The 17,740-nt window shown below is 68.1% G+C and carries 19 protein-coding genes; 13 read left to right on the plus strand and 6 right to left on the minus strand.

The features are described 5' to 3' along the window. Positions 1-47: 47 nt before the first annotated feature. A complete protein-coding gene (gene solA, locus BM199_RS08255; protein WP_091671740.1) occupies positions 48-1,235 on the minus strand; it encodes an N-methyl-L-tryptophan oxidase in 1,188 nt (395 codons plus the stop codon). 154 nt (positions 1,236-1,389) lie between these two features. Further along, positions 1,390-2,544, minus strand: coding sequence for a GyrI-like domain-containing protein (locus BM199_RS08260; protein WP_091671742.1), 1,155 nt, complete (start codon positions 2,542-2,544; stop codon positions 1,390-1,392). A 135-nt stretch (positions 2,545-2,679) separates the two neighbouring features. Between BM199_RS08260 and BM199_RS08265 the strand changes: the two genes are divergently transcribed. Continuing rightward, a complete protein-coding gene (locus tag BM199_RS08265; protein ID WP_091672083.1) occupies positions 2,680-3,120 on the plus strand; it encodes a MarR family winged helix-turn-helix transcriptional regulator in 441 nt (146 codons plus the stop codon). A 38-nt stretch (positions 3,121-3,158) separates the two neighbouring features. Here the strand turns inward: BM199_RS08265 and BM199_RS08270 are convergent, their stop codons facing one another. Together BM199_RS08270 and BM199_RS08275 are read right to left on the minus strand one after the other, a co-directional pair. Next, positions 3,159-3,518 (minus strand): hypothetical protein, encoded by a 360-nt coding sequence (locus tag BM199_RS08270; protein WP_091671743.1) that lies wholly within the window; start codon positions 3,516-3,518, stop codon positions 3,159-3,161. A gap of 7 nt (positions 3,519-3,525) precedes the next feature. Next, positions 3,526-3,957 (minus strand): hypothetical protein, encoded by a 432-nt coding sequence (locus BM199_RS08275; protein ID WP_091672085.1) that lies wholly within the window; start codon positions 3,955-3,957, stop codon positions 3,526-3,528. An 83-nt stretch (positions 3,958-4,040) separates the two neighbouring features. On the opposite strand from BM199_RS08275, the gene BM199_RS08280 reads away from it, so the two are divergent. From BM199_RS08280 to lexA, 4 genes are all read left to right on the plus strand, one after another. Next, a complete protein-coding gene (locus tag BM199_RS08280) occupies positions 4,041-4,484 on the plus strand; it encodes a MarR family winged helix-turn-helix transcriptional regulator (RefSeq protein WP_177242526.1) in 444 nt (147 codons plus the stop codon). 81 nt (positions 4,485-4,565) lie between these two features. After that, a complete protein-coding gene (locus BM199_RS08285) occupies positions 4,566-5,513 on the plus strand; it encodes an AraC family transcriptional regulator (RefSeq protein WP_091671746.1) in 948 nt (315 codons plus the stop codon). A gap of 87 nt (positions 5,514-5,600) precedes the next feature. Further along, the gene (locus tag BM199_RS08290) at positions 5,601-6,350 is read left to right on the plus strand and encodes an enoyl-CoA hydratase/isomerase family protein (RefSeq protein ID WP_091671748.1); all 750 of its coding nucleotides are present in this window, start codon (positions 5,601-5,603) and stop codon (positions 6,348-6,350) included. Between the two features lie 146 nt (positions 6,351-6,496). After that, a complete protein-coding gene (lexA, locus tag BM199_RS08295) occupies positions 6,497-7,156 on the plus strand; it encodes a transcriptional repressor LexA (RefSeq protein ID WP_091672087.1) in 660 nt (219 codons plus the stop codon). 60 nt (positions 7,157-7,216) lie between these two features. On the opposite strand, the gene BM199_RS08300 is transcribed toward lexA, so the two are convergent. Both BM199_RS08300 and BM199_RS08305 read right to left on the minus strand, forming a co-directional pair. Continuing rightward, entirely contained in the window at positions 7,217-8,218 is a 1,002-nt protein-coding gene (locus BM199_RS08300) for a Gfo/Idh/MocA family protein (RefSeq protein WP_091671749.1), read from the minus strand. A 67-nt stretch (positions 8,219-8,285) separates the two neighbouring features. Then, positions 8,286-9,284 (minus strand): LacI family DNA-binding transcriptional regulator, encoded by a 999-nt coding sequence (locus BM199_RS08305; protein WP_091672089.1) that lies wholly within the window; start codon positions 9,282-9,284, stop codon positions 8,286-8,288. 112 nt (positions 9,285-9,396) lie between these two features. Here BM199_RS08305 and BM199_RS08310 point away from each other — a divergent pair, with 112 nt between their 5' ends. Genes BM199_RS08310 through iolD form a run of 8 tightly spaced genes read left to right on the plus strand, consistent with a single transcriptional unit; the run spans position 9,397 to position 17,679 of the window. Beyond that, positions 9,397-10,287 (plus strand): sugar phosphate isomerase/epimerase family protein, encoded by an 891-nt coding sequence (locus BM199_RS08310; protein WP_091671751.1) that lies wholly within the window; start codon positions 9,397-9,399, stop codon positions 10,285-10,287. A 25-nt stretch (positions 10,288-10,312) separates the two neighbouring features. Next, positions 10,313-11,338 carry a sugar ABC transporter substrate-binding protein gene (locus BM199_RS08315; protein WP_091671752.1) on the plus strand — a complete coding sequence of 342 codons (1,026 nt, stop codon included), beginning with the start codon at positions 10,313-10,315 and terminating at the stop codon, positions 11,336-11,338. Continuing rightward, the gene (locus BM199_RS08320) at positions 11,335-12,378 is read left to right on the plus strand and encodes an ABC transporter permease (RefSeq protein WP_091671754.1); all 1,044 of its coding nucleotides are present in this window, start codon (positions 11,335-11,337) and stop codon (positions 12,376-12,378) included. The genes BM199_RS08315 and BM199_RS08320 overlap by 4 nt, the downstream gene beginning before the upstream one ends. Continuing rightward, positions 12,375-13,160, plus strand: a complete 786-nt coding sequence (locus BM199_RS08325; protein ID WP_091671756.1) for an ATP-binding cassette domain-containing protein — start codon at positions 12,375-12,377, stop codon at positions 13,158-13,160. Before BM199_RS08320 ends, BM199_RS08325 begins: the two co-directional genes overlap by 4 nt. Then, a complete protein-coding gene (gene iolC / locus BM199_RS08330; protein WP_091671758.1) occupies positions 13,157-14,092 on the plus strand; it encodes a 5-dehydro-2-deoxygluconokinase in 936 nt (311 codons plus the stop codon). The genes BM199_RS08325 and iolC overlap by 4 nt, the downstream gene beginning before the upstream one ends. Next, entirely contained in the window at positions 14,089-14,982 is an 894-nt protein-coding gene (locus BM199_RS08335; protein ID WP_091671759.1) for a Cgl0159 family (beta/alpha)8-fold protein, read from the plus strand. Before iolC ends, BM199_RS08335 begins: the two co-directional genes overlap by 4 nt. Continuing rightward, complete coding sequence (gene iolB / locus BM199_RS08340) at positions 14,975-15,844, plus strand: 5-deoxy-glucuronate isomerase (protein WP_091671761.1); 870 nt, start codon at positions 14,975-14,977, stop codon at positions 15,842-15,844. The genes BM199_RS08335 and iolB overlap by 8 nt, the downstream gene beginning before the upstream one ends. Next, positions 15,841-17,679, plus strand: a complete 1,839-nt coding sequence (gene iolD / locus BM199_RS08345) for a 3D-(3,5/4)-trihydroxycyclohexane-1,2-dione acylhydrolase (decyclizing) (RefSeq protein WP_091672090.1) — start codon at positions 15,841-15,843, stop codon at positions 17,677-17,679. Before iolB ends, iolD begins: the two co-directional genes overlap by 4 nt. Positions 17,680-17,740: the final 61 nt, after the last annotated feature.

The following is a 17,740-nucleotide window of genomic DNA, read 5'->3' on the forward strand; positions in this document are numbered from 1 at the left end:
GGCCAGGAGGGGCGGGAGGTATGGCCAGTTTGCTGAGGTCATCTGAGTCACCTGCCAGGAGTGGTGGGCTTGACCGGATACGCGGACGCCGCGCCGCGCGCAACCGCGTCCTGTGTTGGTGGCGTTCCGCCTCGAAGGAAGCCGATGTCGAGCGTCGTCGCGCCGTCAATCGCGAGTTCGGCACCGATCTCGCCGATCGCGGGACACATCTTGAAGCCGTGTCCGGAGAAGCCGGCCAGCGCGATGACGCCCGGCAACTCACGGAGTTCACCGATCCACTCGTGGCGGTCCTCGGTGTAGGTCTCTATGTAGGTCTCGGTGCGCATCGGATGCCGCTGCAGGCCGGGGAGGTAGCGCTCGACCATGGCGGTGAACGGTGCGAGTTCCTCGGGACGGAGGACCCGTGGGACCGTGTCCGGGTCGTCAACGGCAAGGTGGTTCTCGAACCCGAGGCCCACCTTCATCGCGGTCCGATCAGGAACCGGAAGGCCGTAGCAGTACGTGGGCACGGTCCGGATGAACGGCACGATACTGTCGAGGTAGTCCGGTTTTCGGCCGAAGTACCAGGCCGACGTCAGCCGCCTTACCATCAGCGTTGGCGCCAGCGCGGGAATGAGACCGGGTGTCCAGCCACCTGCCGCCACAACGACCCGGTCGAAGACTTGCTCCCCTGACTCGGTGACCACCACGACGCGTCCCCGCCGAGACTCGATTCCCTGCACCCGTGCATCTGTGTGCACTGTCGCGCCGCGGCGCCGCGCCATGTCGGCAGCGGCCGCGACGGTCAGCTCCGGGCGAATCGCTCCCCCGCGTGGATCCCAGAGGCCGATGTCACCAGGGTCCACATCGAACTCCGGGTGGCGACGAGCGAGCTCGTCCTCGTCGTAGACGACATAGGGCAGGCCGGACATCTCGGCGGACCGCAGCGCGGTCCGCATCTGACGGTGGCCCGGCGAACCCATGACGAGGACACCGGTCTTGGTACGCAGCGGTCGCCCGGACTCGCGCTGCAGGATCTCCCAAAGCTCGTCGGCCCGCCGGACCACCGGCGCATACCCGAGATCGTCGAGTTCGAAGTTCCGGAAAAGCCTGGTCTCACCGCCGGCCGCACCACGAGCGTGGCCTGGGGCGTAGGTCTCGAAGCCGGTGGCCCGCACGCCACGAAGGGCCAGCTGCCACAGGACCTGCGCACCCATCGTGCCCAGTCCCACGACTCCTACGGTCGGCCGGCTCATGCATGCCCCTCGGGTTGGCTTCAACGTTCTTGCTGCCAATCCATGAGACGTCACTGCCGAACAAGTGTCAACAGTTCACAGTTGTCGGTTTTGGCCGTGACCTCCCGTCACGAAACGAAGACGCTGAGCGACAGCGCCGCAGGTCTCCAGCTCGCTACCGCGCCCTGATCGGCTGCCGCAAGATCGTTTTGAGCTTGGCCGGCGGGGTTCGGCGCGGGTCGCTGAGGTAGATCTCGTGATGATCGCCGTTGAAGGTGAGACCGTTCTCGGGCAAATAGTGGTCGTGCAGGCGTTCGAGGGTGGGAGTTTCGTCGTCGTATGAGCCGATGTGCAGAATCTGGACGCAGGTCCCTTCGACCAGGGTGCGCAGCCTGACATCGTCGAGTGCGGGATTGGCCTTCTTCTTCGAGACGTTGTCGATCGCGGCCTGGACCATGTCTTCGGTGACCCAGTCCGGCTGACTGATCAACATGGTCCACTCCCATTCCTCCTTGCGGCGCGCGCGGAACACGGCCGGATCGTCTGCCCGCCACAGTCCCTCCAACGGGCCGACCACGAAGTCCCGGCCGAGGGTGTTCTTGCTGGCGAACTTCAGCGTGTATGCCACCCCGTACAGAGCTTCGACCGCGTTCGCATACGCGGGCGAGGTGTTCGGATCACCTCGCCCGTCGGCCGCGATGTACCGGAACTCGGGCACGTCGACGACGGTGAAATCTCGCGAGGGCGGAGAGTAGAGCTTCTTGTGGGCCTTCTTGATGTCGTACTTTTCCACTGCGGTCTCCCTTGCCAGTGCGTCCAGTGTGGATTCGGTCCAGGTGACATCAGCCCTGAGCATGGTCTCGCTGTAGTCGAAGATCGCGGAGGCGGCGGCAGGTAATGGTTCCTGCCCGGAACGAGTCGCCTGGACGTCCACGAGCTGTTGCCGCAGCGCGTCCAGACGGCGGGTCAGCCCGGTCACCACGTCCGCATCCGGCAAGCCGGGACTGTTGGCCATCGCGATCAGCACTCGCGCGCGCACCGGTGTCAGCGCGGCCAGCGCGTCCCGCGTGGCGGCAGCACACTGTTCCCGCCCCAAGACGGTGGCACGGAAGGTGACACGCGACTTTCCGGACGACGCGGCACCGGCCGCCTCGATCAGGCCGCGCCTGGCCAGCTTGTCGAGCACGTAGTAGATGGAGGAGAAGCCGAGGGCCGTCCAGGTGCGCACCCCTCGCTCCTCGATGACCCGCTCCAGGTCGTAGCCGTGCCGGGGCTGTTCGACGAGCAACCCGAGCACCGTCAACTCGCCATCGGTCAATCCGGAAGTCACAGGTTATTCTAGCACTAGAATAGATGGTGCGGACGGGTTCCTGGCCGTCCAGGCGGACCTGGTCCGCCCTCGTCGGCCGGTCGACGTCCCGCCGCACAAGTTCATTGGCCGGGCCAACGAGGTATGGTGGCTGCCGTGGCAGAGACACCCGCACGTCTGACCGCGAAACCGAGTTGGCTGCTCAACCAGGTAGCTGTGTATGCCCATCGGTTGGCGTCCGACAGCTTCAGCGAGGTGGGCGCGCGCGGCTACCACTACCGGATCCTGGCCGCGCTGGACGAGTTCGGGGTGGCCAGCCAGGCCGACCTCGGCCGCCGGTGCAACATGGATCGCAGCGACGTCGTGGCGGCGATCAACGAACTGGCCGAGCAGGGCTTCGTCGAACGGACACCGGACCCGGATGACCGAAGGCGCAACATGGTCACCCTCACCAAGAAGGGTGACCGGCAACTGCGACGCATGGACCGAGCGCTGGACAAGGTTCAGGAGGATCTACTCGGTCCACTTTCCGCCGAGGACCGGCAAACCCTGACCTGGCTGCTCACCCAACTGCTCGAACATCACCAACGGACGTAGGGCGCCCGAACAAGCCGCAGCAGAGCACACTGTCCCGATCACGGGGCAGGTACGGACAAACCCGAACGTTCCTCACGCCCATGCCAGACAAGAAGTACTCCCATCACAAGGCAGACGAGGGCAATCAACGCCGTGAAGATGTTGAAGGAACCACGGGCGACATAGGACGACACCGCGGTGCCGATCACCCCGCCGGCGAAAGCGAACCCGAAGCCGAGCACCGGGACCGCCTGTCTCGCCGGCAGGAAGGCGCCGACGATGAGCACCACACAGAGGACGAGATCCGGCACGAGAAACAGGTTGTCGCTGCGGAACCGATCGTTGGGGAAGAGGTAAAGGAATGTTGGGACGCTGACGGCCACCGCGGCGACGCGACCGGCAATGAGCAACCTGTTCACGTTCCCCTCACCCGATGCTCTGCGGAACGAGCGGAATGCGGCGAGCCCGCAGAGCCCGCAGTTCGCGAACGGCCACCACCGACAGTGTGACGATGCAGAACAGGTCGAAAGCCGTACTGAAGAGCGCGAGATCGGAACGAATCGACGGGTCCGACAGGATCAGCAACAAGAACGTGGCCTTGCCGACCACCGCTGCCGCGGCGGCGGCCAGCCGGCCGGGCCGGAAGAACGCCGCCCATACCAACGCCGCGCCCAGTAGAAGTTGCAGCATGCCACGGTGTTGCAGCAAGGCCAGCGTCATCGAATCAGGATCCGTGACACCGTACGTCCACTCCAACGCGTAGGCATTGACCAGGGCGAGTGCGGGAGTCGCGGTGACAACCCCTGTCACCAGCAGCAAGGTTCGCAGCAACTGCTCCCCACGGGGCGTGCGGATCATGTCCATCCACCAATCTGTCAGTTCAACTGATGATCAGCGTAGTTGATTATCGCCTTGTTTGGCAAAGTTGTAGATTGGTCAGCATGAGCACCACGCACCCGACGCACCTGGTCACCTCGTCGACCGGTTACCTGATGCTGCGACTGGCAGACGTCATCCACCAGCGGATCGAGTCATTACTGGGCCAGTGGAACCTCACGGGACGTGACCTCAGAGTGCTGAGCTTCGCCTACGCGCAACCGCTGTCGCAGCGGGAGCTGTGTCAACTCGCCGGCCTGGATCGAACCACGATGGTCGCCGTTGTCGACAAACTGGAGGACCTCGGGCTCGCGTGCCGCGAGCGCGGCAGCGACCGGCGGAAGTACATCGTCACGCTCACCAGCCACGGCCGAGCCATAGCCGAGGACGCCATCGAACAACTCGCCACCGCGGAAGCCGAGTTCCTCCAGCCGATCAGCCGCGCCGAACAACAGCAGTTCCACGCCTTGCTCACCAGCCTCTTCCAGGCACACGACCCCACGTGCTAGACGCCGCGCGCAGCGACGGGCGGGGTAACATCTCGGCGAGAAGCGGCAGCGGACCGGCGACTGCGATGGGAGCTGATTGCCGTGAACGACGGCGCGATTGTCGTCGAGACGTCGACAACCAAAGCGGTACGGCCACCGGAGCGAGCCGACTACTGGAGCGAGTTGATCAACTCGTTCCACTGCCCCATGACCGCCGAGTTCGACCACCGCCGGGATTTCCACGGTGAGGTGGCGTGTCGCCGCACGGACAGCTATCAGCTCGTGGAATGGACGGCGGACGAGGCCAGATATCGCCGCACGATCGCGCAGATCCGGCGGAACACCGATGAGGACTACCGGCTCGTCCTGCCCGTGGCAGGGCAGATCGCGCTACGGCAATACGACCTCGGGTCCAGGCTGCCTCCCGGCACCGCGGGACTGATGACCATGAGTGAGCCGTTCGAATTCACCCAGTATGGCGGGACGCACGCATATGTCATGACCATCCCGCGCCGAGAAGTCGATCACCGGCTGCACAGGTCCGCACCGGTGGCGGGTCGGTTCGATCTGAGCACCGGCCTGGGGCGCGTGGTGGCCGGACTGGCACTCGGCCTTTTCCAGGAGTCGGAAACCCTCACGCTCCGGCAGTTCGATGCCGTGGCCGACCGCCTCGTCGAACTGCTGTGCATGCTGATCATCGGAGACGTGCGGCTCACCGCACCCACCCATCTCACCGAACTCGAAGCCGCCGTCCGGTTCTACGTGCGCGAGCATGCCGCGGACGCCCATCTCAACGGCCGGACGGTCGCGCACGCGCTCGGCTGGTCCCTGCGGCAGGTGCAGCTAGCACTGCAGCATGCCGGAACCACACCTCGGGAACTGATCAGGGAAGAGCGCCTGCAACTGGCCCGCGAACGGCTGCGGAACCCGGCCTACCACCATTGGACCGTTACCGAAGTGGCACGCAGGTCGGGGTTCTCCTCGCTCAGCGCCTTCAGCAACTCGTTCCGGCAACGTTTCGGCGTCCGCCCCAGGCAGGCACGGGACTGACGGCAGGCCACGCCGCTCGACCACGGGCCGCGGCCTGCTCGTGGTCGAGCTGTTGGCATCCTGGCAGTGCACGGGCAGGATATCCGGATGATCGAGACAGCCGAGCACGACGGGATCGCCGTCCTCACTCTCCAGCATGGTCCGGTGAACGCGCTGGACCTGGAGTTGCTCACCGCCGTTCCCGAGACCCTGGCCGCCGTCGCTGACGCCCGCGCCGTCGTGCTCACCGGCAGCGGCCGGTCCTTTTCGGCAGGCGTGGACCTGAAGCGGATAGTCGACGGCGGCCCGCGGTATGTCGAGAAGTTCCTGCCCGCCCTGAGCCTCGCCGCACTGTCCTTGTTCGAGCATCCGAAGCCGGTCGTCGCCGCCGTGAACGGCCACGCACTCGCCGGCGGGTGCGTACTGGCGGCCGCATGCGACATCCGGCTGATGTCGAGTGGCTCCATCGGGCTGACCGAGCTCGCTGTGGGCGTGCCGTTCCCCACGGTGCCGCTGGAGATCATGCGTCATGCCGTCGGCCCTGCGCTGGATGCGATGGTGCTGGAACCCGGCAGGCTGACTCCCGATGAGGCCGTCTCGATCGGCCTTGTGCACGAGACCGTCCCGCCGGACCGGCTGCGCACGGCGGCACTGCGACGAGCGGATGTGCTCTGCGGAGCCCCATCCGATGTGTACGCCCTCGCCAAGACCCAGCTCCGTCGACCAGCTCGTGAACGCATCGATGCCGCCCGGCAGGCAGACGATCCCCGGGTACTGGACATCTGGAGCGCCGAACGAAGCAACCGAGCCCTGCGCGAATACCTCGCTTCCCTGCGCCGAGGTCAGCTCGACCGGTAGCGATTCCAGGGCAGGTTTACCGGATTCGCGTCGGTTCGTTGAGCGTGACCGGAGCTGGGGGTCCTTTTTGGAGGTGACCGTGCCACGCGTCCGTCGAACAACCGGTGCGTGCGCGGCACCGACACGGTGCCTCTACTATGCAGCGGGTGGCCACCTACGACGATCTCGACGCCTTCGAGCACCTGGACACCTCCATCCTGCCGCTACGTCAGCAGCGGATTCTGGTCACGATCCGGGATTGGGTGACCCGGTACGGCTACCCCCCGAGCACCCGGCAGATCGGCGACGCGGTCGGCCTGCGGTCTTCGTCCTCTGTGTCCAAGCATCTGGCCAGTCTGGAGGAGAGGGGATTTCTCCGGCGGAGTGCCACGATGTCGCGGCCGATCGACGTGCGCGCGTTCCTGCGGCAGCCGACGCCGGAGCAGGACACCGACTCGGTGTCCGTTCCCGTGGTCGGTGACATCGCCGCGGGCACACCCATCTCGGCCGAGGAGCATGTCGACGACATGCTGACATTGCCCCGCGGACTCATCGGACGTGGCACCGTCTTCGGCCTGCGGGTGCGCGGCGACTCGATGATCGACGCCGCGATCTGTGACGGCGACATCGTCGTGGTACGCCAGCAGTCCGAGGCCCACTCGGGCCAGATCGTGGCCGCGATGATCGACGGCGAGGCCACCGTCAAGGTGTACCGCCGCCGCAACGGCCACGTCTACCTCGAGCCGCGCAACCCGGACTACGACGTCATCGACGGAGACACGGCCACTGTGCTGGGCAACGTCGTCTCGGTTCTGCGCAGCGTGTAGGACGAGCAACGCTCGGGGAGGCCGGACTGTCGGTAACGCCCACCGCTGTCTCGCCCGGGTCTACTGCCGCACCTCGGCCAGGGGCACAGGACGGTGCTCGCGGCGGGACAGCTCGCACGCCTCGGCGACATAGCCGGCCTCCAGCGCGTCCGCCACGGTGCACGCTTGCGTGGGCGCACCCCGCACCGAATCGACGAAAGCCCGCAACTCCGCCACGTAGGCCGGTTGGAAGCGTTCGATGAACGTCGCGTAGGCGGGCCCGGAAGGCCAGCCCACCCCCGCCTCCGCCGAGCGCAGCGGCATCCGCTCGTCCAGGCCGACCGCGATACTCCGCCGCGACCCCATGATCTCCAGGCGCACGTCGTAGCCCGCGGCGTTGTACCTGGTGGCCGAGACAAGCGCGATGGTGTTGTCGGCCATGGTCAGCACCGCCCCCAGCGTGTCGACGTCGCCCGCCGCGCGGATGAAGTCCTCGCCACGGTTGGTGCCCACCGCGTAGACCTCGGCCACCTCCTGCCCGCTCACCCAGCGAACGATGTCGAAGTCGTGCACACTGCAGTCCCGGAACAGACCGCCGGAGGTGGGAATGTAGGCCGCGGGCGGCGGAGCGGGATCGAGCGTGGTGGCGCGCAGGGTGTGCACCCAACCGAGCTCGCCGGAGATCACGGCGGCACGCGCGGCCGCATAGCCGGGATCGAAGCGCCGCTGGAAGCCGACGTGCACCGGCACACCGCACTCGGCCACCCTGCTCAGTACCCGCACGGTCTCCCCGACGCTCCCGGCCACCGGCTTCTCACAGAACACCGGAATACCGGCCTCGACCGCTCTGAGGATCAGCATGGGGTGCGCGTCGGTGGCGGCGGCGATGACCAAGCCGTCCAGCCCTGCCGTCAGCAGCGAGTCGATGTCATCGATCTGCGTGACACCGAGCTTGGCCGCGACCTCCCTGGCCCGCTGTGGGTTCGTGTCGCCGATGACGAGTTCGTCCACCTCGTCCAGGCCGCGCAGGATCTCCGCGTGCATGGCACCGATTCGGCCCGCGCCTGCGAGTCCCAATCTCATTCTTGTTCTCCTAGGGTCACGCGATCCGCAGGCGTTGTTTTCCGCGGAACGCTACGACTGCGGGGTTCTACGACCGCAGAGACACGGTGGTCGCCCTGACCACCAGCGACGGGTGCAGCAGGTGCCGCACCGGTTCGGCGCGGACGCCGCGAACGCGCTCCAGCAGTGCCTCGACGGCCAGCCGTCCCATTTCGGTGCGCGGTTGGTCCACCGTGGTCAGGGACACGTGCTTGAGCGCGGCGAGTGAGGTGTTGTCGTAACCGACCACCGATACGTCCTCGGGGACGCGCAGTCCGGCCTCTTCGAAGGCGGAGATGGCGCCGACAGCATTGAAGTCGTTGCCCGCGAACACCGCGGTGGGCAGCGGTACCCCTGCGGCGAGCAGCTCGCGCACGGCCTTCTCCCCCGCGGTGTCGGTGTGCTCGCTGCGGATGACCAGCGGCTCGAGCCCGTGACGGGCCATCGCGGCTCGGTAGCCCCTGCGGCGGGCCGCGGACGTGGCAGCCCCGTCTCCGTCGAAATGCGCGATTCGCCGGTGGCCCAAGCCGACAAGGTGGTCGATCGCCAACGTCGCGCCGGCCTCGGCGTCGTCGTTCACGGTGTCCACGGTCGGCAGTCGCGAGGTGCGGGAGACCAGGACCACGGGACACTGCCGGGCGGCTTCCTCGATGGCCGCCGCGGGCAGCACCGGGGAGAGGAGCACGACGCCCGCGGGACGAAACGACAGCAGGCTCAGCAACGCGGACCGCTCCCGGCTCGGCCTCCTGCCACCGGTGTTGAGCACCAGATGGAACCCGGCGGCGCTGGCCGCGGCGTCGAGCCCTTCCACCACCTCGGCGAAGAAGGCGTTGCGCAGGTCCGACACCATCACACCGAGCACGGTGGAGGTTCGGCTGGCCAGCGAACTGGCCAGCACATGTGGCTGGTAGCCCAGTTCCGCGGCGGCCTCGAGCACCGCGGCCCTGCGCTGATCACTCACCTTGGGTGAACCACGCATGACCAGCGACACCAGCGCACGGGACACTCCTGCCCGCGCGGCCACATCCTCCATGGTCGGTCGGACCACCATGCCTCCCCGCCGGAAATCCTCCCTTGACACTGCTGTGACGCAGGCTACATCCTTGGAGCGCTCTAATCAATAGAGCGCTCCAACGCTCGGCTCGCGGGAGAGGCCTCTGATGACAACGTCCACGACGTCCGACATCCGCATCGCCGCCGCCCCGATCTCCTGGGGTGTGTGCGAAGTGCCCGGCTGGGGCCGGGTGCTCGACGCGCCAACGGTACTCCGCCAGATGTCCGAACTCGGCGTTCGGGCCACCGAACTCGGACCGCCCGGCTACCTGCCCCGGGACCCGGCCGAACTGCGGGCGCTGCTGGAGACCCATCGGCTGAGCCTGGTCGGTGGCTTTCTCGCCGTGCCACTGCACGAACGACCCGAGGACGCCGTGCGCGCCGCGGCCGACTCGGCCGCGTTGTTCGCCGCGTGTGGCGCCGACGTCCTCGTGCTGGCCGCCGCGACCGGCCTGGCCGGTTATGACGATCGGCCCGCGCTGACCGAGCAGCAGTGGCAGACGCTCGTCAGGGCCGCGGGAGAGGTGGCAGACAAGGCCGCACGGCACGGCCTGCGCACGGTGCTGCATCCGCACATCGGCACGCATGTCGAGACCCTCGTCGAGGTGGAGCGTTTCCTCGCCGACTCGGATCTGTCGCTGTGCCTGGACACCGGTCATCTGATGATCGGCGGCACCGACCCGGTGGACCTGGCCAAACGCCATCCCGACAGGGTGGCTCACCTGCATCTGAAGGACGTGCGAGCCGACCTCGCCGACCGGGTGCGCAGCGGTGAGATCGGCTATCAGGCCGCGGTTGCCGAAGGCCTGTACGCCCCGCTCGGTGACGGTGACGTCGACATCGAAGCCATGGTCAGGTTCGTGCACGAGGCTGGTTACGACGGGTGGTATGTGCTGGAGCAGGACACGGCTCTCGCCGAGGACGGCCCACTCGACCGGCCACAGCGCGACACAGCACGAAGCCTGGCACGACTTGCCCGGATACTCGACCGACTCTGAGGTTCCCGTCGAAACAGGAGTGACAATGGCGTCAACGAAATCTGTCCTGTCCCGATCCAGCCGTCCCACTCGGTTCCCCCGGCTGACCCGATTGCTGGCACTGGCCGCGGGCGGGCTGTTGCTCGCCGCGTGCAGCGGGCCCGGCGGCGAACAGAAAGGTGAGGAAGCAGCGCAGAACCAACCCGCGGACGGCGCCCTGCGCGTGGCGGTGATCTCGCACGGCACCGCGGGTGACGCGTTCTGGAACGTGGTGAAGAACGGCGCCGAGGCCGCCGGCAGGGACCTCGGCGTACAGGTCGAGTACAACTCCGACGGTGACCCCGGCAACCAGGCCAAACTGATCGACAATGCCGTTGCCCAGGATGTCGGCGGCCTGGTGGTCTCGATGGCCAATCCGACGGCGCTACGCACCTCCATCCAGAACGCGGTGAACGCGGGGATCCCGGTGATCACCATCAACTCCGGCGACGAGCAGAGCGCCGAGTTCGGCGCGCTCACCCACGTCGGGCAGAACGAGACCATCGCAGGTGAGAACGCGGGGAGCAAATTCAAGGAACTGGGTAAGTCCAAGCTGCTCTGCGTGATCCACGAGGCGGGCAACATCGGCCAGAACCAGCGCTGTGACGGCGCCCGCGAGGGCTTCGGGAGCGACGTGCAGACCCTGCAGGTCGACATCAACAACCCGGCCGACGTGGAGTCGCGGATCAGGGGTGCGGTACAGACCGATCCGGCGATCGACGCCGTCCTCGCGCTGAACTCCCAGGTGGCTGCCCGCGCGGTGACCGCGATCCAGGCCGCCGGGTCGGCGGCGGAGGTCGCGACGTTCGACCTGAACTCCGACGTGGTGGCCGCGATAAAGTCGGGAGACGTGCTGTTCGCCGTGGACCAGCAACAGTACCTGCAGGGCTACCTGCCGGTCTCCCTGCTCAAGCTGTACCGGGACAACGCGAACGTCGTCGGTGGCGGTAAGCCCGTACTGACCGGCCCCGACCTGGTCGAGAAGGACGACGTCGACCGGATCGGACAGTTCGTGGAGCGGGGTACCCGATGACGGTGACCGCGCCGCCGCCCGTCGACGAGCGCATGGCCACCCCGCGGTTGCTGGACCGGCTCATCGTCCGGCCGGAGATCGGCGCGTTGCTCGGCGCCGTGGTGGTGTTCGTGTTCTTCTCCGTGGTCACCGACCAGTTCCTCAGCCCGAGCGGGGTGGCGACCTGGCTGGACGACTCGTCCACGCTGGGCATCATGGCCGTTGGCGTGGCCATGCTGATGATCGGCGGCGAGTTCGACCTTTCCGCGGGCGTGATGACGGCCTCCACCGCTCTGGTAACCGCGACACTGGCCACACAGGCAGGCTGGAACGTCTGGCTCGCACTGCTGGCGTCGCTGGTGTTCGCGCTCGGCGTGGGTGCGTTCAACGGCTGGCTGGTGATGCGCACCGGCCTGCACAGCTTCATCGTTACCCTCGGCACGTTCCTCGCCCTGCAAGGACTCAACCTGGGCGTCACCCGACTCGTGACCGGCACCGTGCAGGTGTCCGGCATGCGGGCGACCGAAGGCTACGAAACCGCGGGACTGGTTTTCGCCTCCACAGTGGACTTCGCAGGCACGTCGTTCCAGATCTCGATTCTGTGGTGGATCGGCTTCGCTGCTCTCGCCGCGCTGATCCTGGTGCGTACCCGGTTCGGCAACTGGATCTTCGCCGTCGGCGGCGCGCCGCTGAGTGCCCGTGCGGTCGGGGTTCCGCTGGTACGTACCAAGATCATGCTGTTCATGACCACCGCGCTGGCTGCCTGGCTGGTCGGTTCGATCAACGTGCTGCGCTTCGCCAGTGTGCAGGCCAACCAGGGCATCGGGCTGGAACTGCAGTTCATCGTCGCCGCCGTGGTCGGCGGCTGCCTGCTCACCGGCGGATTCGGCTCGGCTATCGGCGCCGCGATCGGTGCGCTGATCTTCGGCATGGCCCGGCAGGGCATCGTGTTCGCCCGCTGGGACAGCGACTGGTTCATGCTCTTCCTCGGCGTGATGCTGCTGGCCGCGGTGCTGGTGAACAACACGTTCCGGCGCAGAGCGGAGAGGATACGACGATGAGCGAGCCACTGATCGAGGTCAGCGGGATCGGCAAGACGTATGGCAGCGTCATCGCGCTGCGTGACGTGTCCACAGTGGTCCGCCCAGGCGAGGTCACCTGCGTGCTCGGTGACAACGGGGCGGGCAAGTCGACGCTGATCAAGATTCTCGCCGGAGTGCACCAGCACGACGCGGGTGAGTTCCGGGTGGAAGGCGAGCCGGTTCGGTTCGCCTCGCCGCGGGATGCGCTCGACCGCGGCATCGCGACCGTCTACCAGGATCTGGCGGTCGTGCCGCTGATGAGTGTCTGGCGCAACTTCTTCCTCGGCTCGGAACCCACCAGGAGGGTCGGTCCGTTCCGGCTGCTCGACCGCCGCAAGGGCAAGGCGACCACCAAGCAGGCACTGGCGGATATGGGCATCGACCTGCGCGACGTCGAGCAGACGGTGGGCACGCTCTCCGGGGGCGAGCGGCAGTGCGTCGCGATCGCCAGGGCGGTGCACTTCGGCGCCAAGGTGCTCATCCTCGACGAGCCCACCGCGGCACTGGGGGTCAAACAGGCGGGCGTGGTGCTGCGGTATGTGGCGCAGGCCCGCGACCGCGGCCTCGGCGTCGTGCTGATCACGCACAACCCGCACCACGCCTACCCGGTGGGCGACCGGTTCCTGCTGCTCAAGCGCGGTGCACCGCTGGGCAGCTACGAGAAGTCGGCGATCGACCTCGCCGAGCTGACGCGGCAGATGGCCGGTGGCGCGGAGCTGGCGGCGCTGGAGCACGAGCTGCGTTCCATGGAGGCGGGATGACACTGGAGGCGCTGACGATAGGCAGGGTCGGGGTGGACCTCTACCCCGAGCAGAGCGGCGTTCCGCTGGCCGAGGTGCGCTCGTTCGCCAAGTCGCTGGGCGGAACGGCGACCAACGTCGCGGTGGCGGCCGCGCGACTCGGCAGGCGCAGCGCCGTGCTGACCAAGGTGGGTCAGGACGGCTTCGGCGACTACGTGCGCTCCGCGCTGCGGGAGTTCGGCGTCCGCGCCGATCACGTCGGCACCGCCGAACACCTGCACACCCCGGTCGTGTTCTGCGCACTGGACCCGCCGGAGGACCCACCACTGCTGTTCTACCGTTCCCCGATCGCACCCGACCTCACACTCGGCGAGGATGACGTGCCATGGGAAGTGGTGCGCCAGGTACCGCTGCTCTGGGTCACCGGCACCGGGGTGTGCACCGAACCCGCGCGTAGCACCCAGCGCAAGATTCTGGAGCACCGCGCGCGCCGTGCGGAGACCGTACTGGACCTGGACTACCGCCCCATGTTCTGGCCCGACCGGGCCACCGCTCGCCGGGAGATCGGGGCGCTGCTCGACCATGTGACGGTGGCCGTGGGCAACCGCACCGAGGCCGAGGTCGCCGTGGGCAGCGCGGATCCGGACGAGGCGGCGCGCCGGATGCTCGAACGCGGGGTGCGGTTGGCCATCATCAAGATGGGCGGAGACGGCGTGCTGGTGTCCACTCCGGATGGTTCGTGGAGGGTGGCGCCGCGACCCGTGCCGGTCGTGTGTGGACTTGGCGCGGGCGATGGATTCGGCGGTGCGCTGGTACACGGCCTGCTGTCCGGCTGGGATCCGGTTCGCATCGCCCACTACGCCAACGCCGCGGGTGCGCTGGTCGCCTCCCGGCTCGCCTGTGCCGACGCCATGCCCACAGGGCAGGAGATCGAGGAGTTGCTGAGCCGATGATTTCCGAAGCACGCTGGCGGGAACTGCTGCGAACACGTGCGACCGACCCGTCCGCGGTAGCCCGCGCCTACGCCGCCCGGCGCAGGCGTCCTTCCCTGCTGTCCGGCAACGGCACGCTGTTCCTCGTCGCGGCCGACCATCCGGCGCGCGGTGCGCTCGGCGTCGGTGACGACCCGTTGGCGATGGCCGATCGGCGCTCGCTACTGGAGCGGCTGCTCGTCGCGCTCGCGCATCCCGCGGTCGACGGCCTGCTCGGCACCCCCGACATCGTCGAGGAGTTGCTGCTGCTGGACGCGCTGCACGACAAGGTGGTGATCGGCTCGATGAACCGGGGCGGGCTGGCCGGCGCCGACTGGGAGATCGACGACCGGTTCACCGGCTACACCGCGCGGGCGATCGCCGAGCGCGGGCTGGACGGCGGAAAGATGCTGCTGCGGCTGGTGGACTCCGACCCAGGGACGGTGCCGACCCTGCATTCGTGCGCGCTGGCGGTGTCCGAGCTCGCCGCGCGCGGATTGCTGGCGATGGTCGAACCCCTCCCCTACGAGGCACAGCCCGGCGGGGCGCTGCGACTGCGTCGCGATGCCGCCGGACTGGCCAGGGCGGTCACCGTCGCGTCCGGACTCGGCGAGACCTCGGCGCACACATGGCTCAAGCTGCCCGCGCCCGAGGACGATGTGGCGTTGAACGCGACGACACTGCCGATGGTCGTGCTCGGCGGGGTGCCCTCGGCCGATGCGGCTGCTGATCTCAGGTCCTGGGGCAGGGCGCTGCGGCACCCCGGGGTAAGGGGCCTCGTGGTGGGCCGCGCCTTGCTCTATCCGCCCGATGGTGATGTGGGTGCCGCGGTGGACGCGGCGGCGAAAGTACTGGAGGCGGCTGATGAGTGAACTCCACCATCCATCAGGGACACTGCGGGACACGGACGACCCGGTGCTGCTGACGCCGGAGCAGGCGGGCTGGCGCTACACCGGGCTGCGGGTGCTACGGCTGGCTCCCGGTGTTCCGCGGACCATCGAGACCGGCGAGTTCGAGGCCTTCGTCCTGCCGCTGTCCGGGGGCTGCACGGTCAGCGTCGACGGACACCGGTTCGTGCTGCGAGGCCGGGACTCGGTGTTCAGCAGGGTCACCGACTTCGGCTACGTGCCGCGGGATGCGGTGGTCGAGTTGTTCGCCGCGGACGGCGCCGAGGTGGCTCTGCCGATGGCTCGCTGCACCCGCAGGCTCGCGCCCCGCTACGGCCCCGCGGAGGGAGTCCCGGTCGAGGTGCGCGGCGCGGGAAGGGCCACTCGGCAGGTGACGAACTTCGGTGTCCCCGGGGTGTGGGACCACGCGGACAAGCTGAACGCCTGCGAACTGATCACCCCGGACGGCAACTGGTCGTCCTATCCCCCGCACAAGCACGACGAGGCGAGCGAATGCGAGGTGGTCAACGAGGAGGTTTACTACTTCCGGATCTCCGGCGCGGGTGGTTTCGGGTTGCACCGGACCTATACGGCCGATGGTGAGCTGGACGAGAACGTGGCCGTCCGCGACGGCGACGTTTTCCTGATCCCCAGGGGCTATCACGGGCCGTGTGTCGCGGCGCCGGGCTACCCGATGTACTACCTGAACGTGCTGGCCGGGCCGGCCGAGGAGCGCTCGATGGCGTTCTGCGACGACCCGGCGCACAGCTGGGTCCGCGACACCTGGCGGCAGCAGGAACCGGACCAACGGTGCCCGGTGACGAGCACGGAAGGGGTGGCCCGATGAGACTCACCACGGCGCAGGCGCTGGTGCGCTGGATGCTGGCGCAGCGTTCGGAGCTGCTGGACGGCACCCTTGTGCCGCTTTTTCCCGGGGTTTTCGCGATCTTCGGGCACGGCAACGTGCTCGGCCTCGGCAGCGCGCTGGCGGAACACCGGCAGGAGCTGCCGGTTTGGCGCGGGCACAGCGAACAGGGGATGGCGCTGGCCGCGGTGGGGTACGCGCGGGCCACGCAACGCCGTCAGGTGGCCGTGGTGACCTCCTCCATCGGACCCGGTGCGCTGAACATGGTCACGGCGGCGGGCGTGGCGCACGCCAACCGCCTGCCGGTGCTGCTGTTGCCCGGTGACACCTTCGCGGGCCGCGCACCGGATCCGGTGCTGCAGCAGGTGGAGCATTTCGGTGACCCGACGGCGACGGTGAACGACGCGTTCCGGTCGGTGAGCCGCTACTTCGACCGGATTCTTCGGCCCGAACAGCTGATCGCGACGTTGCCACAGGTGGCCAGGGTGCTCACCGACCCCGCCGACTGTGGCCCGGTCACCCTGGCACTGCCGCAGGACGTGCAGGCCGAGACGTTCGACTTCCCGGATGCGCTGTTCGCGCCACGGCTGCACCGGGTACCACGACCGCGACCGGACCAGCGTTCACTGGCCGATGCGGCGGACGTACTCCGGACAGCGCGACGGCCACTGCTGGTGCTGGGCGGCGGGGTCCGCTACTCGGGCGCTGCGGGCCGGGCACTGCGGTTCGCCGAGCAGCACGGAGTTCCGGTCACCGAGACCACGGCGGGCCGCACCCTGGTGCCGCACGAACATCCGCTGCACGCGGGACCGCTGGGCATCACCGGGTCGGCCTCGGCGAACACGCTGGCCGCCGAGGCCGATGTCGTGCTGGCGGTGGGCACCCGGCTACAGGACTTCACCACCGCGTCCTGGACGGTGTTCTCCCCCGGCGTCCGGCTGGTGGCACTCAACACCGCCCGGTTCGACGCCGTGAAGCACGGCGCGATCGCCGTGGTCGGTGACGCCGACGCGAGTCTTGCGGAGCTGACCGGGCTGCTGGCGCAGTGGCGCACCGAAGAGGACTGGTCGGCGCGCGCGGCCGTCGAGCGAACCCGGTGGGACACGCACATCGACGTACTGCGTGCGGCAACTGGTGACCTGCCCACGTACGCACAGGTCGTGGGGGTGGTCAACGATCATTCCGGGCCCGGAGACTACGTGATGACAGCGTCCGGCGGGCTGCCAGGAGAGCTGATCGGCGGCTGGCGGGCCACCGGAGTGTCCACTATGGATGTCGAGTACGGATTCTCCTGTATGGGCTACGAGCTGGCCGGAGCCTGGGGCGCGGCGATGGCCCTGCCCGATGCCGTGGTGACCACCCTCGTCGGCGACGGTTCGTACCTGATGCTCAACTCCGAGTTGTTCTCCGCGGCGTTCGCCGGCCATCCTTTCGTGGCGGTGGTGTGCGACAACGACGGGTACGCGGTGATCGCCCGACTGCAGGAGGCGCAGGGCGGCCGTCCCTTCAACAACCTGTACGCCGACTGCCGCAGCGAACACCCGGACCCGCCGCGCGCCGACTTCGCCGCGCACGCACGCGCACTGGGCTGCGTGGTGTTCTCCGCCGAGTCGACCGAGGACCTCGCCACTGCCTATCGCAAGGCGCGGGAGGCTGCGCTGGAGCGGCGGCGGCCCGCTGTCGTCGTGATCCGTACCCATCCGGCGGCCTGGACCGAGGCGGGCGCATGGTGGGAGGTGGGTGTGCCGGAGCACCTGTCCGGCCACGCCGATCTCACCGCCCGCAAGGCCACGCAGTTGCGCCATCTGCCCCCGTGAGGCGGGCCTGCTCAGCCACCGGAGTGTGCTCCCATCGAGGATGACGAGGCGTTCGAACTCC

This window comes from Amycolatopsis marina (genome assembly GCF_900111885.1).
GTDB classification, from domain to species: Bacteria; Actinomycetota; Actinomycetes; order Mycobacteriales; family Pseudonocardiaceae; genus Amycolatopsis; species Amycolatopsis marina.

What these genes read in the sequence shown, in the direction of transcription:
- iolC (WP_091671758.1), top strand. Translation starts at nt 13,157, where the DNA reads ATGACACTGGAGGCGCTGACGATAGGCAGGGTCGGGGTGGACCTCTAC.
- BM199_RS08320 (WP_091671754.1), top strand. Translation starts at nt 11,335, where the DNA reads ATGACGGTGACCGCGCCGCCGCCCGTCGACGAGCGCATGGCCACCCCG.
- iolB (WP_091671761.1), top strand. Translation starts at nt 14,975, where the DNA reads ATGAGTGAACTCCACCATCCATCAGGGACACTGCGGGACACGGACGAC.
- BM199_RS08325 (WP_091671756.1), top strand. Translation starts at nt 12,375, where the DNA reads ATGAGCGAGCCACTGATCGAGGTCAGCGGGATCGGCAAGACGTATGGC.
- iolD (WP_091672090.1), top strand. Translation starts at nt 15,841, where the DNA reads ATGAGACTCACCACGGCGCAGGCGCTGGTGCGCTGGATGCTGGCGCAG.
- BM199_RS08315 (WP_091671752.1), top strand. Translation starts at nt 10,313, where the DNA reads ATGGCGTCAACGAAATCTGTCCTGTCCCGATCCAGCCGTCCCACTCGG.
- BM199_RS08275 (WP_091672085.1), bottom strand. Translation starts at nt 3,957, where the DNA reads ATGATCCGCACGCCCCGTGGGGAGCAGTTGCTGCGAACCTTGCTGCTG.
- BM199_RS08310 (WP_091671751.1), top strand. Translation starts at nt 9,397, where the DNA reads ATGACAACGTCCACGACGTCCGACATCCGCATCGCCGCCGCCCCGATC.
- BM199_RS08300 (WP_091671749.1), bottom strand. Translation starts at nt 8,218, where the DNA reads ATGAGATTGGGACTCGCAGGCGCGGGCCGAATCGGTGCCATGCACGCG.
- BM199_RS08335 (WP_091671759.1), top strand. Translation starts at nt 14,089, where the DNA reads ATGATTTCCGAAGCACGCTGGCGGGAACTGCTGCGAACACGTGCGACC.
- BM199_RS08290 (WP_091671748.1), top strand. Translation starts at nt 5,601, where the DNA reads ATGATCGAGACAGCCGAGCACGACGGGATCGCCGTCCTCACTCTCCAG.
- BM199_RS08280 (WP_177242526.1), top strand. Translation starts at nt 4,041, where the DNA reads ATGAGCACCACGCACCCGACGCACCTGGTCACCTCGTCGACCGGTTAC.
- solA (WP_091671740.1), bottom strand. Translation starts at nt 1,235, where the DNA reads ATGAGCCGGCCGACCGTAGGAGTCGTGGGACTGGGCACGATGGGTGCG.